Consider the following 15,376-nt stretch of genomic DNA (forward strand, 5'->3'; position numbering starts at 1 on the left):
ATTACCCCTGCAGCGGCGGCAGGCCCGGGCGGTCGAGACCACCGGGAGACAGGGTGAATATCTCGCAGCCTGTCGCCGTAACCCCGACGGTATGCTCGTATTGCGCCGACAGCGAGCGGTCGCGGGTGACCGCCGTCCAGCCGTCGCCAAGCACTTTCACATGCGGCTTGCCGAGATTGATCATCGGCTCGATGGTGAAGATCATGCCCTCGCGCAATTCCGGTCCATCGCTGGCGCGGCCATAATGCAGAATATTGGGCGAGTCATGGAAGAGGCTGCCGACGCCGTGGCCGCAGAAGTCGCGCACGACGGAGCAGCGTTCTGCCTCGGCATAGGTCTGGATCGCTTCGCCGATGGCGCCTGTCCGGGAGCCGGGGCGCACGGCGGCGATGCCGCGCATCAGGGATTCGTAGGTGACTTCCAGAAGCCGCTCCGCCGAGCGCTTGATTTCACCGACGGGATACATGCGGCTGGAATCGCCATGCCAGCCGCCCAGCACGTAGGTCACGTCGATATTGACGATATCGCCTTCGCGCAGCGGCTTGTCATTGGGAATGCCGTGGCAGACGACATGGTTGATCGACGTGCAGGAGGATTTCATGTAGCCGCGATAGTTCAGCGTCGCCGGAAAGGCGCCGTGATCCATGCCGAATTCGAACACGAAACGGTCGATGACATCGGTCGGCACGCCGGGCTCGACGATCGCCGCCAGCTCATCGAGGCAACGTGCGGTCAACTGGCATGCCTTGCGCATTCCAGCAAAGGCATCCTGCCCATAGAGGCGAATCGCGCCTGTATTTTTCGCCGGCGCCGTTGCCGCTTCGATGTAATTCACCATGGTTAGCCTTCAGCAGAAATCTTTATACTGGTATCTAATGCAGCTATGCCGGGTTCGTCTATCGGGATCAACCCGGCAGGCGTTATTTCCGTCGCCGAAACCCTGCATTTCAGAGCGTATACTTCGACGCCGCGTCCCAACGCCCGCTCGAAAGCCTTGAGATAGACGGGGTCGAGATCGCCGCAAATCCGGAATCGATGGCAATCAAGCCGCTGGATCACGAACAGCATGACCGCGCGGTAGCCAGCTTGCGCCATGTCACCCAACTCTTCCAGATGCTTGGCGCCGCGCGCCGTTGCCGTATCGGGAAACTCCGCAAGGCCTGGCTGCCGCATGAAATGGACGTTCTTCACCTCGACATAGGTGGTTGTCCTCAAGGGATCGGTCAAGAGCAGGTCGATGCGGGAATTGCGGCCGTAATTCTGCTCGCGCCTGACCGTCGTGTAATCGCCGAGATCGGCGATCTGACCGAGGGCGATCGCCTCCGCCGCGATGCGGTTGGGCATAGTGGTATTGACGCCGACCGTCGTGCCATCGGCTTCGATCAGCTCGAAGACATGGCGATATTTGCGCTTTGCGCCTTCATGCTCCGAGAGCCAGATGCGCGAATCGGGTGTCGTCAGCCCCAGCATCGAGCCGGTATTCGGGCAGGAGCCGGTGATGAACGTGCCGTCTTCCAGCTCGGCATCGAAAAGGAAGCGTTTGTAGCGTGCGATCAGCCGGGCAGGGACGAGAGGCGGATTGAAGAGCATGAGTGATTGATCGCCTAGGCACGTTCCATGACGAAGCTGCCCGGCGCCTCCTCAAGTGCGTTGAGAGCTTTGCCGCCGGGTTGGCGGGCGGCTGCCATACGATGGTCCTGGGATAGGATCCATGCATGCCAGTGCGTCCACCAGGAACCCGGCGTCTCATTCGCTTCTTTCAGCCACTGCTCGTAATCGCCCTTCACCGCGCCGCCGGTCCAGAACTGGTATTTGTGCTTATCCGGTGGGTTGACGACGCCGGCAATGTGGCCGGACCCTGTCAGGACGAATTCCACCGGCCCGCCAAAGCACTGGCTGCCGACGAAGACGGACTTGGCAGGGGCGATATGATCTTCGCGCGTCGCCAGATTGTAGACCGGGATGCGGACATCCTTCAGCGACAATGTCTTGCCGTCGAGCACCATCTTGCCCTGGCTCAGTGTATTGTTGAGATAGCAATTGCGCAGATAGAACGAATGGTTGGCTGCCGCCATTCGCGTGGAATCGGCATTCCAGAACAGAAGATCGAAGGGCATGGGTTCCTGGCCCTTCAGGTAGCTGTTGATGAAATAGGGCCAGATGAGCTCGGAGGCGCGAAGCATGTTGAAGGCGGCGGCCATCTTCGAGCCTTCCAGATAGCCGACCGCACTCATCTGCTGTTCGAGCGACGCGATCTGCTCCTCGTCCACGAAAACCTTGAGATCGCCGGCAAAGGTGAAATCGACCTGCGTCGTCAGGAAGGTCGCGGTGCGGATGCGTTTGTTCTTTTCCTTGGCATGGAGGGCAAGCGTCGCGGCCAGCAGCGTGCCGCCGACGCAATAGCCGACGGCATTGACTTCCTGTTCGCCTGTCGCCTTCTCGATCGTATCAAGCGCAAAATCGATACCCTCTCGCGCATAGGAGGTCCAGTCCTTTGCCGCATGGCGCTGATCGGGGTTCACCCAGGAGATGACGAAGACGGTGTGCCCCTGTTCCACACACCATTTTATGAAGGATTTCTGCGGGTTGAGATCGAGAATGTAGAATTTGTTGATCCAGGGCGGGCAGATCAGCAAAGGCCGCTTCAGCACTTTTTCCGTTGCCGGCTCGTATTGGATGACCTGGCAGACGTCGCTTTGCGCGATCACCTTGCCGGGCGTCAGCGCCATGTCCCGGCCAACGGCGAACTTCGTCATATCCGTCTGCCGCAGCCGCAGCTCACCGTGGCCGAGGTTGATATCCTCGGCCAGCATCTTCATGCCGCGCACCAGGTTCTCGCCGTTGGAGGCGACCGTTTCGCGATAGAGCTGCGGATTGGTCGCGATGAAATTGCTCGGCGAAAAGGCTGCCGTGATCTGCTTCGTATAGAACGTCGCCTTGTGGCGGGTGTGCTCGTCCAATCCTTCGGCCTCGCCGACCAGCTTCTCGGCCCAGCCGGCCGTCAGAAGATAGGTCTGCTTCAGAAAGTCGAAGAAGGGGTTCTTCTGCCAGTCTTCGTCGGCGAAGCGCTTGTCCTTGACCGGCTCTGGTGCGGCGGGCGAATCGCCGCTGAGGCGTTGCAGGGTTTGCGTCCACAGGCCGAAATAGCCCGTCAGCAGATGGGTCTGCGCCTCCAGCGTACGGCGCGGATCGGAAAGCCAATATTCGCCGACCTTGGAAAGCGTCTTGACCATGTCGGTCATCGGATCGGCGACGGTGTCGACCTTCTCGCCGCGCTCGCGCGGCGCAAGCCAGGCGGATGCAGCCTTGCCGAGATTTTCCAGCGCGCGGGCGAAGTTGACGGCCATCGCCTCGGGATCCCTGACAATGTAAGGCTCGACCGACTTCGGGTCGAAGCCCGGAAAGCCGTTGTTTCCTTCACTGTTATCCCGCTTGCTGTCGGTCACGCATCATCCTCCCGGCGGCAGCTGTGTTCTGTTTTCCATTTGTACATCTTGCGGGAAAAGGAATACAAGTCGAATGAAACGCAAGCCTGCTCTTGCTTTGCTGCTGCGACAAATTTAACAGTCGCAACCCAAGGCAAGGAATTGGGCAGGAAGACAATTATGGGCGGCGGCATGGTGGCAAGACTGAACCGGTATTCCGTACTCTGCGGCGCGATGTGCGGCATTTTCGCATTGACCCTCGCAGGCTGCTCGACCCCTGAGGAAAAAGCGGCCTTCGCCAAGCGCAAGCAGCCGCCACAGGCGGTCATCGTCAAATCCGCCAACGGCAGCCCGGTCGATGAAGGCAGCACGCAGCAGCACTACAAGGACGGCTATCCGTCCTTCAACGCGCCGCCGACAGCTGCAAATGTGCAGATCAACGATCAGCAGGCGGGTGATTTGGTCAAGCAGCTGACCGCGCTCGGATCGCAGCGCAAGGCAGGCACGATATCGGAAGCCGAATATCAGAAGCGCGTGGCCGAGATGCGCAAGCTCGCCGCTGAACATGGCCAGGATACGCTGCAGGAAATCAAGCAGCAGGGCGATCAGCCGAGCCAGACGCAGAATTAGCCTTGCGTTTCAGGCGATTTGGACGCAAAGCGTTCGGATGGGCCGAATTTGGATGTGTCTTTATCGGCTAAGTGTGCTTTCTGCGCGCAGCCGCCCAAGATTCACCTTATCCTTCGTGTCAGCATAGTTGCGGTGCCGCGATTCCGGAGTTCGTATCGCGGCTCACCGAGAGATCGACGAACTTCATTGCGGTTGCAAGGGCCGCTGTCCCATGGGGAAAGAAATGGAAGAGTTTCATAAAGTCCGGCGTTTGCCGCCCTACGTTTTCGAACAGGTCAACCGTTTGAAGGCGAGCGCGCGAGCGGGCGGGGCGGACATTATCGATCTCGGCATGGGCAATCCGGACCTTCCGACCCCGAAGGCGATCGTCGACAAGCTGTGCGAAGTGGTGCAGGACCCGCGCACGCATCGCTATTCCTCCTCCAAGGGCATTCCTGGCCTGCGCCGGGCGCAGGCCGCCTATTATGCCCGTCGCTTCGGCGTCAAGCTCAATCCGGATACGCAGGTGGTCGCCACCCTCGGCTCCAAGGAGGGCTTCGCCAACATGGCGCAGGCGATCACGGCGCCGGGTGACGTTATCCTGTGCCCGAACCCGACCTATCCGATCCATGCCTTCGGCTTCCTGATGGCCGGCGGCGTCATCCGCTCGATGTCGGTCGAGCCGGACGACAGCTTCTTTCCGCCGCTGGAGCGGGCCGTGCGTCATTCGATCCCGAAGCCGCTGGCCCTGATTCTCAACTATCCGTCGAACCCGACGGCCTATGTGGCGACGCTGGATTTCTACAAGGAAGTCATCGCCTTCGCCAAGAAGCACGACATCATCGTGCTGTCGGACCTCGCCTATTCGGAAATCTACTTCAACGACGCGCCGCCGCCGTCGGTGCTCGAAGTTCCCGGCGCGATGGACGTGACGGTCGAGTTCACCTCGATGTCGAAGACCTTCTCCATGCCCGGCTGGCGCATGGGTTTCGCCGTCGGCAACGAGCGGCTGATCGCAGCATTGACGCGCGTGAAGTCCTATCTCGACTACGGCGCTTTCACGCCGATCCAGGTCGCGGCGACGCATGCGCTCAACGGCGACGGTTCCGACATCGCCGAAGTGCGCAGCATCTACAAGCGTCGTCGTGACGTTCTGGTCGACAGCTTCGGCAAGGCGGGCTTCGAGATACCGCCGCCGGAAGCGACCATGTTCGCTTGGGCGAAGATCCCGGAGAAGTTTCGTCATCTTGGCTCGCTGGAGTTTTCCAAGCTTCTGGTCGAGAAGGCCGACATCGCGGTTGCGCCGGGCATCGGCTTCGGCGAGCAGGGCGACGATTATGTCCGCATCGCTCTCGTCGAAAACGAGCATCGCATCCGCCAGGCAGCGCGCAATCTGAAGCGATTCCTCTCCACGGCGGATGAGACGATGCACAATGTGATTTCGCTGAACGCCCATCGTTAGTAATGTTACTACACGACAGCCGTTCCCGCGGCTGCCGTCCCAAGATACTGATCAGGAATTTTCCATGGCAGATGCCCTCAAAATCGGCATTGCGGGCTTGGGTACCGTTGGTGCCTCGCTCGTCCGCATCATCCAGAGCCGCGCCAACGAGCTTGCCGTCACCTGCGGCCGTCCCGTCAAGATAGTTGCCGTCACTGCGCGCGATCGCACGAAGGATCGCGGCATCGACCTGACTGATGTCGAATGGTTCGGCGGTCCGGTCGATCTGGCTCAGAAGGCCGATATCGATGTATTCGTCGAGCTGATCGGTGGTTCCGAGGGCGCCGCCAATGCGGCCGTGCGGGCTGCTCTTGCTCGCGGAGTGCACGTCGTTACCGCCAACAAGGCGCTGCTTGCCTATCACGGCGTCGAACTCGCTGAGATCGCGGAGGAGAAGGGCGTCCTGCTCAACTTCGAAGCGGCCGTCGCCGGTGGTATTCCGGTCATCAAGGCCCTGCGCGAATCCCTGACGGGCAATACGATCTCGCGCGTCTACGGCATCATGAACGGCACCTGCAACTACATTCTGACCCGGATGGAGAAGGAGGGCCTGTCCTTTGCCGATTGCCTCAAGGAAGCCCAGCGTCTCGGCTATGCCGAGGCCGATCCGGCCTTCGACATCGAGGGCAACGACACCGCCCACAAGCTCGCCATCCTGACGACGCTTGCTTTCGGCAACCGCATCGCGGCCGATGACATCTATCTTGAGGGGATTACCAACGTCTCCATCGAGGACATCCGCGCCGCCGCTGATCTCGGCTATCGCATCAAGCTGCTCGGCGTTGCCCAGCGCACTGACAGCGGTATCGAACAGCGCGTGCATCCGACCATGGTGCCGCTCGATTCGGTCATCGCCCAAGTCGATGGCGTCACCAATGCCGTCGCGATCGAATCCGATATTCTGGGTGAATTGCTGATGGTCGGCCCCGGCGCCGGCGGCAACGCCACGGCCTCCTCCGTACTGGGCGACATCGCCGATATCGCCAAGAGCCGGCCGGGCGAACAGCGCGTGCCGGTGCTCGGTCATCCGGCCAAGGCGCTCGAGCCCTATCGCAAGGCGCAGATGCGGAGCCACGAAGGCGGCTATTTCATCCGCCTGACGGTTCTCGACCGCACCGGCGTCTTTGCAAGCGTCGCGACCCGCATGGCGGAGAACCATATTTCGCTCGAATCGATCGTGCAGCGGTCGACGCAGCACCTGTCGCCCTCGGCACACCAAACGATCATCCTCGTCACCCATGCGACAACAGAGGATTCGGTGCGCAAGGCGGTTGCGGCCATCAAGACCGAAGGCTACCTCGTCGGCGAACCGCAGGTCATCCGTATCGAACGGCCGAAGGAATAGGCTACCAGCACCGCGCTTCAAAGGAGCGCTGTTGCCTGCAAATTTTGGGAGAGATGGTGGAGCAACCGGTCGATCCAGTTCAACGGGCCTTTCTGGGCGTGGAGCGCTCTGCTTCCGGCAATCGCTGGGTTTCCCGGCTCGACCAGGCCGGTCAGAACAGGGCGCTGGCCATCGCGCAGGTGCACGGCCTGCCTGAGCTGATCGCCCGCGTGCTTGCTGGCCGTGGCGTCGGTATCGACGAGGCCATGGCCTTCCTCGACCCGACGATCCGCAGCCTGATGCCGGATCCTTATCTGCTGACCGATTGCGAGAAGGCGGCTCAGCGCCTCCTGCGCGCGATTAAGGCGGGCGAGACCGTCGCGATCTTCGGTGACTATGATGTCGACGGTGCCGCCTCGTCAGCGCTGCTCTATCGCTTCCTGACCCATTTCGGCGTTTCGGCCAGCATCTACATCCCCGATCGCATCTTCGAAGGCTACGGCCCCAATCCCAATGCCATCAACCAGCTCATCGACAATGGTGCAACTCTGATCGCAACAGTCGATTGCGGCTCCACCAGTTTCGAAGCGCTGGAGGCGGCAAGCGCGCGCAATATCGACGTCGTCGTTATCGATCACCACCAGGTCGCGCATGAATTGCCGCCATGCCATGCGCTGGTCAATCCGAACCGCGAGGATGATCTGTCCGGGCAGGGGCATCTCTGCGCTGCCGGCGTCGTCTTCCTGGTTCTGGTTGCTGCCCTGCGTCAGCTGCGTGAAGCGGGCGATTCCCGGGCACGCTCGGTGGATCTGCTCGCATGGCTGGATATCGTCGCGCTGGCGACCGTCTGCGATGTGGTGCCGCTGAAGGGCCTCAACCGCGCCTACGTCGTCAAGGGCCTGATTGCTGCCCGTCATCAAGGCAATCCCGGGCTTGCCGCTCTGTTTCGCAAGGCAGGGCTCGGCGGCCCGGTGACGCCCTATCATTTCGGCTTCCTGATCGGCCCGCGCATCAATGCCGGCGGCCGCATCGGCGATGCGGCACTCGGCGCGCGCTTGCTGACGCTCGATGATACTGCCGAAGCCGAGACGATCGCCGCCAAGCTTGACGAACTCAACCGCGAAAGGCAGGCCATGGAGGCCGCCATGCTGCAGGAGGCGGAGGGCGAAGCGCTGGCAGAGTATGGCAATGGCGACGGCGCTTCCGTCATCATCACCGCACGGGAGAATTGGCACCCCGGCATCGTCGGCTTGATCGCGTCGCGCCTGAAGGACAAGTTTCGCCGGCCGGCTTTCGCGATTGCCTTCGATTCGTCGGGCAAGGGCACCGGCTCCGGCCGCTCGATCAACGGCTTCGACATGGGTCGCATGGTCCGCGCCGCCGTCGATGCCGGCCTGTTGGTCAAGGGCGGCGGGCACGCGATGGCGGCCGGCTTGACGGTGGAGCGCAGCAATCTGGGAAAACTGCGCGCCTTCTTCACCGAGAAGGCGGAAAAGCAGGTTGCCGGGCTGGTGGCCAACGAGACGCTGAAGATCGACGGTGCGCTCGGCGCAAGCGGTGCGACCGTGGAACTGATAGACAGGCTCGAAACCGCCGGTCCTTACGGCTCAGGCCATCCGCAGCCCGTCTTTGCCCTGCCGAGCCACCGGTTGCGGGATTCGCGCCTTGTCGGCCAATCGCATATCAAGGTAACGCTGGAAGCGCAGGATGGCGGCCGGGTGGAGGGCATAGCCTTTCGCGCGGCAGAGACGCCTCTGGGTGAATTGCTATTGTCTTCCCGCGGTGCGCAGATCCACGTTGCCGGCACGCTCGGCGCCGATCATTGGCAGGGAAGCCGACGCGTGCAGCTTCGCGTCACGGACGCGGCTAAGGCACCCTGATCAATGGACGAGATCGCATGGGCGGGGAACGCCAGCGAAAATAACGGCATAAATTCAAAGATTTCAGGGGAAAGACAGTGGCACGCCCTAGGGGAGTCGAACCCCTCTTTACAGAATGAAAATCTGTCGTCCTAACCGATAGACGAAGGGCGCGTGCTGTGGCGCCCTTATAGTCAGCACCTTTTGTTCCCGCAAGCGGAAAATCGAGAAAAATCCACGACTAGACGCAGATTTTTCGATGCATTTGTGGAAAACGTCGGGACATCGCGATCTGGTACGCCCTAGGGGAGTCGAACCCCTCTTTACAGAATGAGAATCTGTCGTCCTAACCGATAGACGAAGGGCGCAGGCTGTGTGAACTACATAGGAATAGCGTATTGCGACCGCAAGCGGAAGCTTGATTAACTCATAGATGGCCGGGAGAACAACAGTGGCACGCCCTAGGGGAGTCGAACCCCTCTTTACAGAATGAAAATCTGTCGTCCTAACCGATAGACGAAGGGCGCGTGCTGTTGTGTGGCGCGCTTATAGCGGGGTGATTTCATTCCCGCAAGCGGCAATTTTGCTTTTTTGTGGAAAAAATGACAGATGAGTGAAACCGCCGCCGTGCTCGAATAAGCGAGACTTAACAGGATGTTATCGGAGGGGGCCGAGGTGCCTGGAAACGTCCGCCTTTACTGGCCGCTTCCGTTTTGTATTGGCTGCACCAGCAGTTTGCCGTCCTTACCCTGGTTCTTCGATGCAATGAAGTTCGCCAGCATCGCTGCTTCCTTGCTGTCCAGCTTGCGAACGTTGGAGCCGGGCAAGGGCATGATTTTCGAAGGCGTCGCATCGGCCGTCGGCTTCGTGGGGTTCGTGGAAGTGGATGCGGCGGCATTGCGGATGACGGGCGGCGGCAGAATGGCCTCCGAGGTCCGGTCGGGGGACAAGCCGGGATTGCCGGATTGCGGCGCAACGTCCTGCACAGCGCTCGGCGGCATACTGTAGACGCTGCGCATCATCGGCGTGATTCCTTGGCCGCCCGCGCCAGGCTGGGTGGTTGCCAAGGTCCCGTCCGGATTGACGGCGATCGGCGGTGGGCTCGAATAGATGCTGCTCCTGTTCGCATTGACGGCGGTCGGTTGCGTGACCAGGCCGGCAATGCTTGCGGACGCATCCGAAGGCGCGGCCGTTGGTGCGGCGGGGTAGAGGGCTTGGTTCTGTTCGGCGATCACCTGCTGCCGCGTGCCGCTGACGCTGTGGACCAGCGGGTCGCGATAGGCGACATCGCCCTTCTGCCGTCGCGCTTCAGCCTTGTTGTTCAAGCTGGCCGCGAGCTGTTCGGCTGTTGTCTGCTGCGGAGCAGCCTCCGATGTCTCTTTCGGCTTCGTTCCGGTGGTCGCGCAGCCGGCGATCATCACAAATGACATGACGACCGCAATAGTGCTTGCTAGCTTCTTCCTGCCGTATAAAATCTGTTGATCGCACAAAGGATGTTCCCCGCAAAAAAGGTTTGCATCGGAACGGCCTCCTGCGAGGGACGATGATATCGCGTGCGCCGACTGGGAACGATGACGGCGCGATATCCGATGCATGATGCTTCGAGTCGTCCAAGCATGCCGAGGATGGGCATGGGCGGCAAGCGCGAAACGGATGGCTCCGCGCGTGCCGTAAGCCTCGCGAAAGCTTGCGCCTTACCAGGAGCCGGTGTTGGGCAACGAAGTCCAGGGCTCGGACGGGGGAAGATTGGCGCCCTTCTGCAGGATCTCGATGGATATGCCGTCCGGAGAACGCACGAACGCCATGTGACCGTCACGCGGCGGTCGGTTGATCGTGATGCCATTGTCCATGAGCTTTTGGCAGGTCGCGTAGATATCGTCGACCTCATAGGCAAGGTGGCCGAAGTTGCGTCCTCCGGTATATTCCTCCGGATCCCAGTTGTAGGTCAGTTCCAGGCTGGGGGCGCCGTTGCTCCGGGATGATTCGGCATCCTCGCCGGCTGCAAGGAATACGAGTGTGTAGCGCCCCTTCTCGTTCTCATAACGGCGGGTTTCGGTGAGGCCGAACAGGGTGCTATAAAAATGCAACGAGGCGTCCAGATCGGTCACGCGGACCATTGTGTGGAGATAACGCATTCTATTTCCTCTCTTAATGTTGGGCTGGGCCGATCTTGGATCGCGACACCAGCTTCGCGCAAGTCTTTGCGGGATAATCTAAGGGTGGGAATAAAGAAAACTAGGACTTGCGCTTTTCCGTTACCAAGATGTTAATCTTGATATCAGGGAATCAGTTAACCGTAACAGTGTGACGCGTAATCGAGGGCTGGCTAGGATGGGTGACAGAATTTCATCGAAGGGAGTTGACGACTTCGAGGAGATGTCGGGCGATGCCGTCGAGCTCATCGAGATCTCGGGCGTCGTCAAATGGTTCGATGTCGCCAAGGGGTTCGGTTTTATAGTGCCTGACAATGGCATGCAGGATGTGCTGCTGCACGTGACGTGCCTGCGGCGGGACGGTTATCAGACGATTCTCGAAGGAACACGCATCGTCGCGCTGATCCAGCGGAGGGAGAGGGGCTATCAGGCCTTCAAAATCCTCTCCATGGATCAATCGACTGCCGTGCATCCCTCGCAGATGCCGCCGGTGCGCACGCATGTGCAGGTAACGGCGACTAGTGGCCTGGAACGCGCCTTGGTCAAGTGGTTCAATCGCACTAAGGGCTTCGGCTTCCTGACGCGCGGCGAGGGCACCGAGGATATCTTCGTGCACATGGAGACACTGCGTCGGTTCGGCCTGGCGGAGCTGCGGCCGGGGCAGGTGGTGCTTGTCCGCTTCGGACCAGGCGAGAAGGGTCTGATGGCGGCGGAAATTCACCCGGACGCACCGAGCCCGGCAACGCGGCCGCACTAATATGACCGGAGATTTGTTTCTCAGAGTTTTGAAAAGCGCCGTCGTGGCGCTTTTTCTCGTTGGAGCTGCCGCTCCTTCCTCCTCCGCAGCGCAGACGACAAGCCAGCAGTCGATGGCATTCGATTCGGAGCCGCTGACGATCACATCGGCTGGTGGCAAGACGCATAAGCTCACCGTGGAACTGGCCCTGACGCCGCCGCAGCTGGAATTCGGACTCATGTATCGTGACAGGATGCCCGCCGATCACGGCATGCTGTTCGATTTCGGCACGTCGCGGCCCGTCATGATGTGGATGAAGAACACCAAGCTGGCGCTGGACATGCTTTTCCTGGACAAGACCGGCGTCGTTACCCACATTCAGGAGGACGCCGTGCCTTATTCCGAGGCGATCATCGATTCCAATGGGCCGGTTGCCTACGTCATCGAGCTGAATGGTGGAATTGTCAAAAAGCTCGGCCTTGCCGTCGGCGACAAGGCGACGAGCGCCACCATTTCGGCAAAACTGAACAAATAGGTTTTCACCAGGAAGAACTGCCCGGCACGATTTTAGCTGTTGCAGCGTGCAGACGAACCGTGTATCTCCGCACTCGTTCCGCTGGACGGGTGTCAGGCGGTGCAACGTGATCCCTGCGGAAACGCAATATTCCAAGGGATCATGCTTGAGGTACGGAGTGTAGCGCAGTCTGGTAGCGCATCTGGTTTGGGACCAGAGGGTCGGGAGTTCGAATCTCTCCACTCCGACCACTTTAAAATCCCCATCTATATCGATGAATTCGCGCTGGTACCGGCCGCCTTTTCGCTTGAAAACAAAGGGATTCGCGGCTAAGCAAAGGTCGTGTTCGCTCGATCTTCAAGGATCGAGCCAAGGCAAGAGAAGCAAAGAAGCGGGTTGCTCCCGCTTTATTCGGAGGCGCTGCAGCAATGCCTGCCAAGATTTATCGTCCCGCAAAGACCGCCATGCAGTCCGGCAAGGCCAAGACCAATATTTGGGTTCTTGAATTCGATCAGGAGATCCCGCGCAAGATCGATCCGATCATGGGTTACACGTCTTCGGCCGACACGCGCCAGCAGCTCAAGCTGACCTTCGATACGCAGGAACTGGCCGAGGCCTATGCCCAGCGCGAAGGCATAGAATACCGCGTCATCGCCCCCAAGGATCCCACGCGCCAGACGGTTTCCTATTCCGATAATTTCCGTTACTCGCGCATCCAGCCCTGGACACACTGAAACAGGCGCTTATTGAAACCGCTGCCCATTGAGTTTGACGGCGGTTTCAGGCATGTGTTGGCGGCCGCGAACAACTTGCGGCTCGGCTTAAGGCCCCTTAGCTCAGCTGGATAGAGCACCTGCCTTCTAAGCAGGTGGTCGCAGGTTCGAATCCTGCAGGGGTCGCCAATCCTTTCCGATTTTTTTCAGGACGCCTTTCACGCTGCGCTACCCTCATTTCGTCGCCGCCAGCCACCCGCCGGCATCGTTCGGCCTCGTGGCGTCGACCGCCATCTGGAAGAGGTCGTAGCCGGTCATTACCCCGGCCAGTTTGATGACGACGATGGCCGCGCTCAATAGCGCGAGCCCACCGACGATTTTGTCGCTTTTCTTCACGGCCCGCTTCCCCTGACGCCTCGTGAATGCCGCGTGTTTCGCGGTGGTAGGCAGTATATCGCGTTCTGCGTGAAGCGCTACTCGGCTTGTTCACGTCGCCAGTCGCCCGGCGGCGATCAGCAGAAGGCCGCCGGCGATGCCTTCGCTCCATCTTCGACCGCGATCGGTGAAGCTTCCCTGGGAGCCAACGGCCGCAATGGCGAAGCTGAGGAGCGCATAGAAGACCCCGCACAGCCCGATGAAGATTGCGGATAGGAGGCTCGCCTGCAGGGCGATGCTCCCATCGTGCCTTATGAACTGCGGCAGGATGGCGAAATAGATCATCATGCCCTTGGGATTGAGAATAGCTGTCAGGAGGCCGCGCCGAAACGGGTTCGTCGCCGAAGCCGACGGCTGCGCGGCCTTCCCGGCTTTGAGCGAGGATACGATCAGTCGAGACGCAAGGTAAAGCAGATATGCGATACCCAGCCAACGCAGGAGCATGAACAGGGCGGGTGAGGTGGCGATGATGGCGGCCATGCCGAGGGCTGCAAGCGTCGAATGGACGACATAGCCGATGCAGATGCCGGCCGTCGAGCGCAGTCCGGCCACGGCGCCGCCGGACATGGCCTGCGATGCCACGAACAGCATGTCCGGCCCCGGTGTGCAGATGAGGGGCAGGACAGTGCCCGCGAAGAGAAGAAGCTCGATGTTTTCCATGAATGGCAGCCTAAAGGCCTGGCGAGGCAATCGGCTTGCGAAGATGTCAATTCTGACTGATTAATTGGTATTGGAATCCATGATTGCGCTCTTGTTGATAGAGGATGCCAATGCGGCTGGACGAGATCGATAAGCGTATTTTGCGCGCTCTACAGCGCGACGGGCGAATTCAGAATGTGGAACTGGCGAGGGAGGTGGGTTTGTCTCCATCGCCCTGCCTGCGGCGCGTGAAGCTTCTCGAGGAAGCCGGCATAATCGACCGCTATGTGGCCGTCCTCAATCCGGCCAAAGTCGGGCTGCCGCTATCCATGTTTGCCCGCGTCTGGCTGACGGCCCAGGATGCAGAAACGATCGATCGCTTCATAGCGGCAATGAAGAAGCTGCCTGAGGTGATGGAGTGCTACATAATGCTTGGCGAAAGCGATGCGCTGTTGCGCGTCGCCGTATCCGATCTCGACGACTACAGACAGTTCCAGTCCACGCATCTGACGAAGGTCAACGGCATCCAGAACGTCAAGACCGATGTGCCGAGCCAGATCGTCAAGCAGACCTACGCCTTGCCCTTGCGCTGACCGCTTTGGCTCCGCTGGTGCGGAGTATCGACGAAAAACCCGCCGGCTGCATCGCAGCCGGCGGGTTCCTTATTGTCCTATAATTTGCGCGAACTCAGTGCAGGATCTGGCTGAGGAAGAGCTTGGTGCGCTCATGCTGCGGATTGTCGAAGAATTCCTTCGGCGAGTTCTGCTCGACGATCTGGCCCTGGTCCATGAAGATGACGCGGTTGGCGACCTGGCGGGCAAAGCCCATTTCATGGGTGACACACAGCATGGTCATGCCTTCCTCGGCAAGACCCACCATGGTGTCGAGCACTTCCTTGATCATTTCCGGATCGAGCGCCGAGGTCGGCTCGTCGAACAGCATGATCTTCGGGTTCATGCAGAGCGAACGGGCAATCGCCACGCGCTGCTGCTGGCCGCCCGAAAGCTGGCCGGGATATTTCTTCGCCTGCTCCGGGATCTTGACGCGGGTGAGAAAGTGCATGGCTATTTCTTCCGCCTGCTTCTTCGGCATCTTGCGCACCCAGATCGGCGCCAGCGTGCAGTTCTCCAGGATCGTCAGGTGCGGGAAGAGATTGAAGTGCTGGAACACCATGCCGACTTCGCGGCGGACTTCATCGATCTTCTTCAGATCGTTGGTGAGTTCCACGCCGTCGACAACGATGCTGCCCTTCTGGTGCTCTTCGAGGCGGTTGATGCAGCGAATCATCGTCGATTTGCCGGAGCCGGACGGACCGGCGATGACGATGCGCTCGCCGCGCATGACCTTGAGGTTGATGTCGCGCAGCACGTGGAAATCGCCGTACCACTTGTTCATGTTGATCATTTCAACCGCGACTTCCGTCTCGGAAATGGTCAGTTTTTTCGGTTGGGCGTCAGCCATATTATCT

General features: G+C 60.1%; 16 protein-coding genes and 5 tRNA genes. 10 read left to right on the plus strand and 11 right to left on the minus strand.

Going from position 1 to position 15,376, the window contains the following annotated elements; genetic code table 11:
- Position 1: 1 nt before the first annotated feature.
- Genes map through phaC form a run of 3 tightly spaced genes read right to left on the minus strand, consistent with a single transcriptional unit; the run spans position 2 to position 3,446 of the window.
- Positions 2–838 (minus strand): type I methionyl aminopeptidase, encoded by an 837-nt coding sequence (map, locus tag FHT29_RS12075; protein WP_034505209.1) that lies wholly within the window; start codon positions 836–838, stop codon positions 2–4.
- 2 nt (positions 839–840) lie between these two features.
- Entirely contained in the window at positions 841–1,590 is a 750-nt protein-coding gene (gene sfsA / locus FHT29_RS12080; RefSeq protein ID WP_047557787.1) for a DNA/RNA nuclease SfsA, read from the minus strand.
- A 14-nt stretch (positions 1,591–1,604) separates the two neighbouring features.
- Complete coding sequence (gene phaC, locus FHT29_RS12085) at positions 1,605–3,446, minus strand: class I poly(R)-hydroxyalkanoic acid synthase (protein WP_047557784.1); 1,842 nt, start codon at positions 3,444–3,446, stop codon at positions 1,605–1,607.
- A gap of 159 nt (positions 3,447–3,605) precedes the next feature.
- Here phaC and FHT29_RS12090 point away from each other — a divergent pair, with 159 nt between their 5' ends.
- The 4 genes from FHT29_RS12090 (at position 3,606) to recJ (ending at position 8,739) form a co-directional block, all read left to right on the plus strand.
- Positions 3,606–4,055, plus strand: coding sequence for a hypothetical protein (locus FHT29_RS12090; RefSeq protein ID WP_037201838.1), 450 nt, complete (start codon positions 3,606–3,608; stop codon positions 4,053–4,055).
- Positions 4,056–4,278: 223 nt separating this feature from the next.
- On the plus strand, positions 4,279–5,496 hold the full coding sequence (locus FHT29_RS12095; protein ID WP_034505203.1) for an LL-diaminopimelate aminotransferase: 1,218 nt from the start codon (positions 4,279–4,281) through the stop codon (positions 5,494–5,496).
- Positions 5,497–5,560: 64 nt separating this feature from the next.
- A complete protein-coding gene (locus FHT29_RS12100) occupies positions 5,561–6,880 on the plus strand; it encodes a homoserine dehydrogenase (protein ID WP_047557780.1) in 1,320 nt (439 codons plus the stop codon).
- A gap of 56 nt (positions 6,881–6,936) precedes the next feature.
- Positions 6,937–8,739 carry a single-stranded-DNA-specific exonuclease RecJ gene (gene recJ / locus FHT29_RS12105; protein ID WP_131512091.1) on the plus strand — a complete coding sequence of 601 codons (1,803 nt, stop codon included), beginning with the start codon at positions 6,937–6,939 and terminating at the stop codon, positions 8,737–8,739.
- Positions 8,740–8,817: 78 nt separating this feature from the next.
- Here recJ and FHT29_RS12110 read toward each other — a convergent pair.
- The 5 genes from FHT29_RS12110 to FHT29_RS12130 all read right to left on the minus strand — a co-directional run bounded on the left by FHT29_RS12110 (position 8,818) and on the right by FHT29_RS12130 (position 10,853).
- A tRNA-Glu gene (locus tag FHT29_RS12110) sits at positions 8,818–8,892 on the minus strand.
- 119 nt (positions 8,893–9,011) lie between these two features.
- A tRNA-Glu gene (locus tag FHT29_RS12115) sits at positions 9,012–9,086 on the minus strand.
- Between the two features lie 84 nt (positions 9,087–9,170).
- Positions 9,171–9,245 (minus strand) — tRNA-Glu (locus tag FHT29_RS12120).
- A 168-nt stretch (positions 9,246–9,413) separates the two neighbouring features.
- A complete protein-coding gene (locus FHT29_RS12125) occupies positions 9,414–10,148 on the minus strand; it encodes a hypothetical protein (protein ID WP_246703026.1) in 735 nt (244 codons plus the stop codon).
- Between the two features lie 264 nt (positions 10,149–10,412).
- Positions 10,413–10,853, minus strand: a complete 441-nt coding sequence (locus tag FHT29_RS12130) for a VOC family protein (RefSeq protein ID WP_047557771.1) — start codon at positions 10,851–10,853, stop codon at positions 10,413–10,415.
- Between the two features lie 196 nt (positions 10,854–11,049).
- Here FHT29_RS12130 and FHT29_RS12135 point away from each other — a divergent pair, with 196 nt between their 5' ends.
- The 5 genes from FHT29_RS12135 (at position 11,050) to FHT29_RS12155 (ending at position 13,023) form a co-directional block, all read left to right on the plus strand.
- A complete protein-coding gene (locus FHT29_RS12135) occupies positions 11,050–11,628 on the plus strand; it encodes a cold-shock protein (protein ID WP_037201851.1) in 579 nt (192 codons plus the stop codon).
- A 1-nt stretch (position 11,629) separates the two neighbouring features.
- On the plus strand, positions 11,630–12,142 hold the full coding sequence (locus FHT29_RS12140; RefSeq protein ID WP_047557768.1) for a DUF192 domain-containing protein: 513 nt from the start codon (positions 11,630–11,632) through the stop codon (positions 12,140–12,142).
- 153 nt (positions 12,143–12,295) lie between these two features.
- A tRNA-Pro gene (locus FHT29_RS12145) sits at positions 12,296–12,372 on the plus strand.
- Positions 12,373–12,549: 177 nt separating this feature from the next.
- Positions 12,550–12,855, plus strand: a complete 306-nt coding sequence (locus tag FHT29_RS12150) for an ETC complex I subunit (RefSeq protein ID WP_047557765.1) — start codon at positions 12,550–12,552, stop codon at positions 12,853–12,855.
- Positions 12,856–12,946: 91 nt separating this feature from the next.
- A tRNA-Arg gene (locus FHT29_RS12155) sits at positions 12,947–13,023 on the plus strand.
- Positions 13,024–13,068: 45 nt separating this feature from the next.
- On the opposite strand, the gene FHT29_RS12160 is transcribed toward FHT29_RS12155, so the two are convergent.
- Positions 13,069–13,230 (minus strand): hypothetical protein, encoded by a 162-nt coding sequence (locus FHT29_RS12160; protein ID WP_168599707.1) that lies wholly within the window; start codon positions 13,228–13,230, stop codon positions 13,069–13,071.
- Positions 13,231–13,320: 90 nt separating this feature from the next.
- A complete protein-coding gene (locus FHT29_RS12165) occupies positions 13,321–13,929 on the minus strand; it encodes a LysE family translocator (RefSeq protein WP_047557761.1) in 609 nt (202 codons plus the stop codon).
- 110 nt (positions 13,930–14,039) lie between these two features.
- On the opposite strand from FHT29_RS12165, the gene FHT29_RS12170 reads away from it, so the two are divergent.
- Entirely contained in the window at positions 14,040–14,501 is a 462-nt protein-coding gene (locus FHT29_RS12170) for an Lrp/AsnC family transcriptional regulator (RefSeq protein ID WP_047557758.1), read from the plus strand.
- A gap of 94 nt (positions 14,502–14,595) precedes the next feature.
- On the opposite strand, the gene FHT29_RS12175 is transcribed toward FHT29_RS12170, so the two are convergent.
- A complete protein-coding gene (locus tag FHT29_RS12175) occupies positions 14,596–15,369 on the minus strand; it encodes an amino acid ABC transporter ATP-binding protein (RefSeq protein ID WP_037201864.1) in 774 nt (257 codons plus the stop codon).
- Between the last annotated feature and the right edge of the window lie 7 nt (positions 15,370–15,376).

It is taken from the genome of Rhizobium sp. SG741 (assembly GCF_012275435.1).
GTDB classification, from domain to species: domain Bacteria; phylum Pseudomonadota; class Alphaproteobacteria; order Rhizobiales; family Rhizobiaceae; genus Rhizobium; species Rhizobium lusitanum.

Coding starts and splice junctions, on each gene's coding strand:
- FHT29_RS12150 (WP_047557765.1), top strand. CDS start 12,550: ATGCCTGCCAAGATTTATCGTCCCGCAAAGACCGCCATGCAGTCCGGC.
- FHT29_RS12100 (WP_047557780.1), top strand. CDS start 5,561: ATGGCAGATGCCCTCAAAATCGGCATTGCGGGCTTGGGTACCGTTGGT.
- FHT29_RS12090 (WP_037201838.1), top strand. CDS start 3,606: ATGGGCGGCGGCATGGTGGCAAGACTGAACCGGTATTCCGTACTCTGC.
- FHT29_RS12135 (WP_037201851.1), top strand. CDS start 11,050: ATGGGTGACAGAATTTCATCGAAGGGAGTTGACGACTTCGAGGAGATG.
- map (WP_034505209.1), bottom strand. CDS start 838: ATGGTGAATTACATCGAAGCGGCAACGGCGCCGGCGAAAAATACAGGC.
- FHT29_RS12175 (WP_037201864.1), bottom strand. CDS start 15,369: ATGGCTGACGCCCAACCGAAAAAACTGACCATTTCCGAGACGGAAGTC.
- FHT29_RS12165 (WP_047557761.1), bottom strand. CDS start 13,929: ATGGAAAACATCGAGCTTCTTCTCTTCGCGGGCACTGTCCTGCCCCTC.
- FHT29_RS12095 (WP_034505203.1), top strand. CDS start 4,279: ATGGAAGAGTTTCATAAAGTCCGGCGTTTGCCGCCCTACGTTTTCGAA.
- FHT29_RS12130 (WP_047557771.1), bottom strand. CDS start 10,853: ATGCGTTATCTCCACACAATGGTCCGCGTGACCGATCTGGACGCCTCG.
- FHT29_RS12125 (WP_246703026.1), bottom strand. CDS start 10,148: ATGTCATTTGTGATGATCGCCGGCTGCGCGACCACCGGAACGAAGCCG.
- sfsA (WP_047557787.1), bottom strand. CDS start 1,590: ATGCTCTTCAATCCGCCTCTCGTCCCTGCCCGGCTGATCGCACGCTAC.
- FHT29_RS12170 (WP_047557758.1), top strand. CDS start 14,040: ATGCGGCTGGACGAGATCGATAAGCGTATTTTGCGCGCTCTACAGCGC.
- FHT29_RS12140 (WP_047557768.1), top strand. CDS start 11,630: ATGACCGGAGATTTGTTTCTCAGAGTTTTGAAAAGCGCCGTCGTGGCG.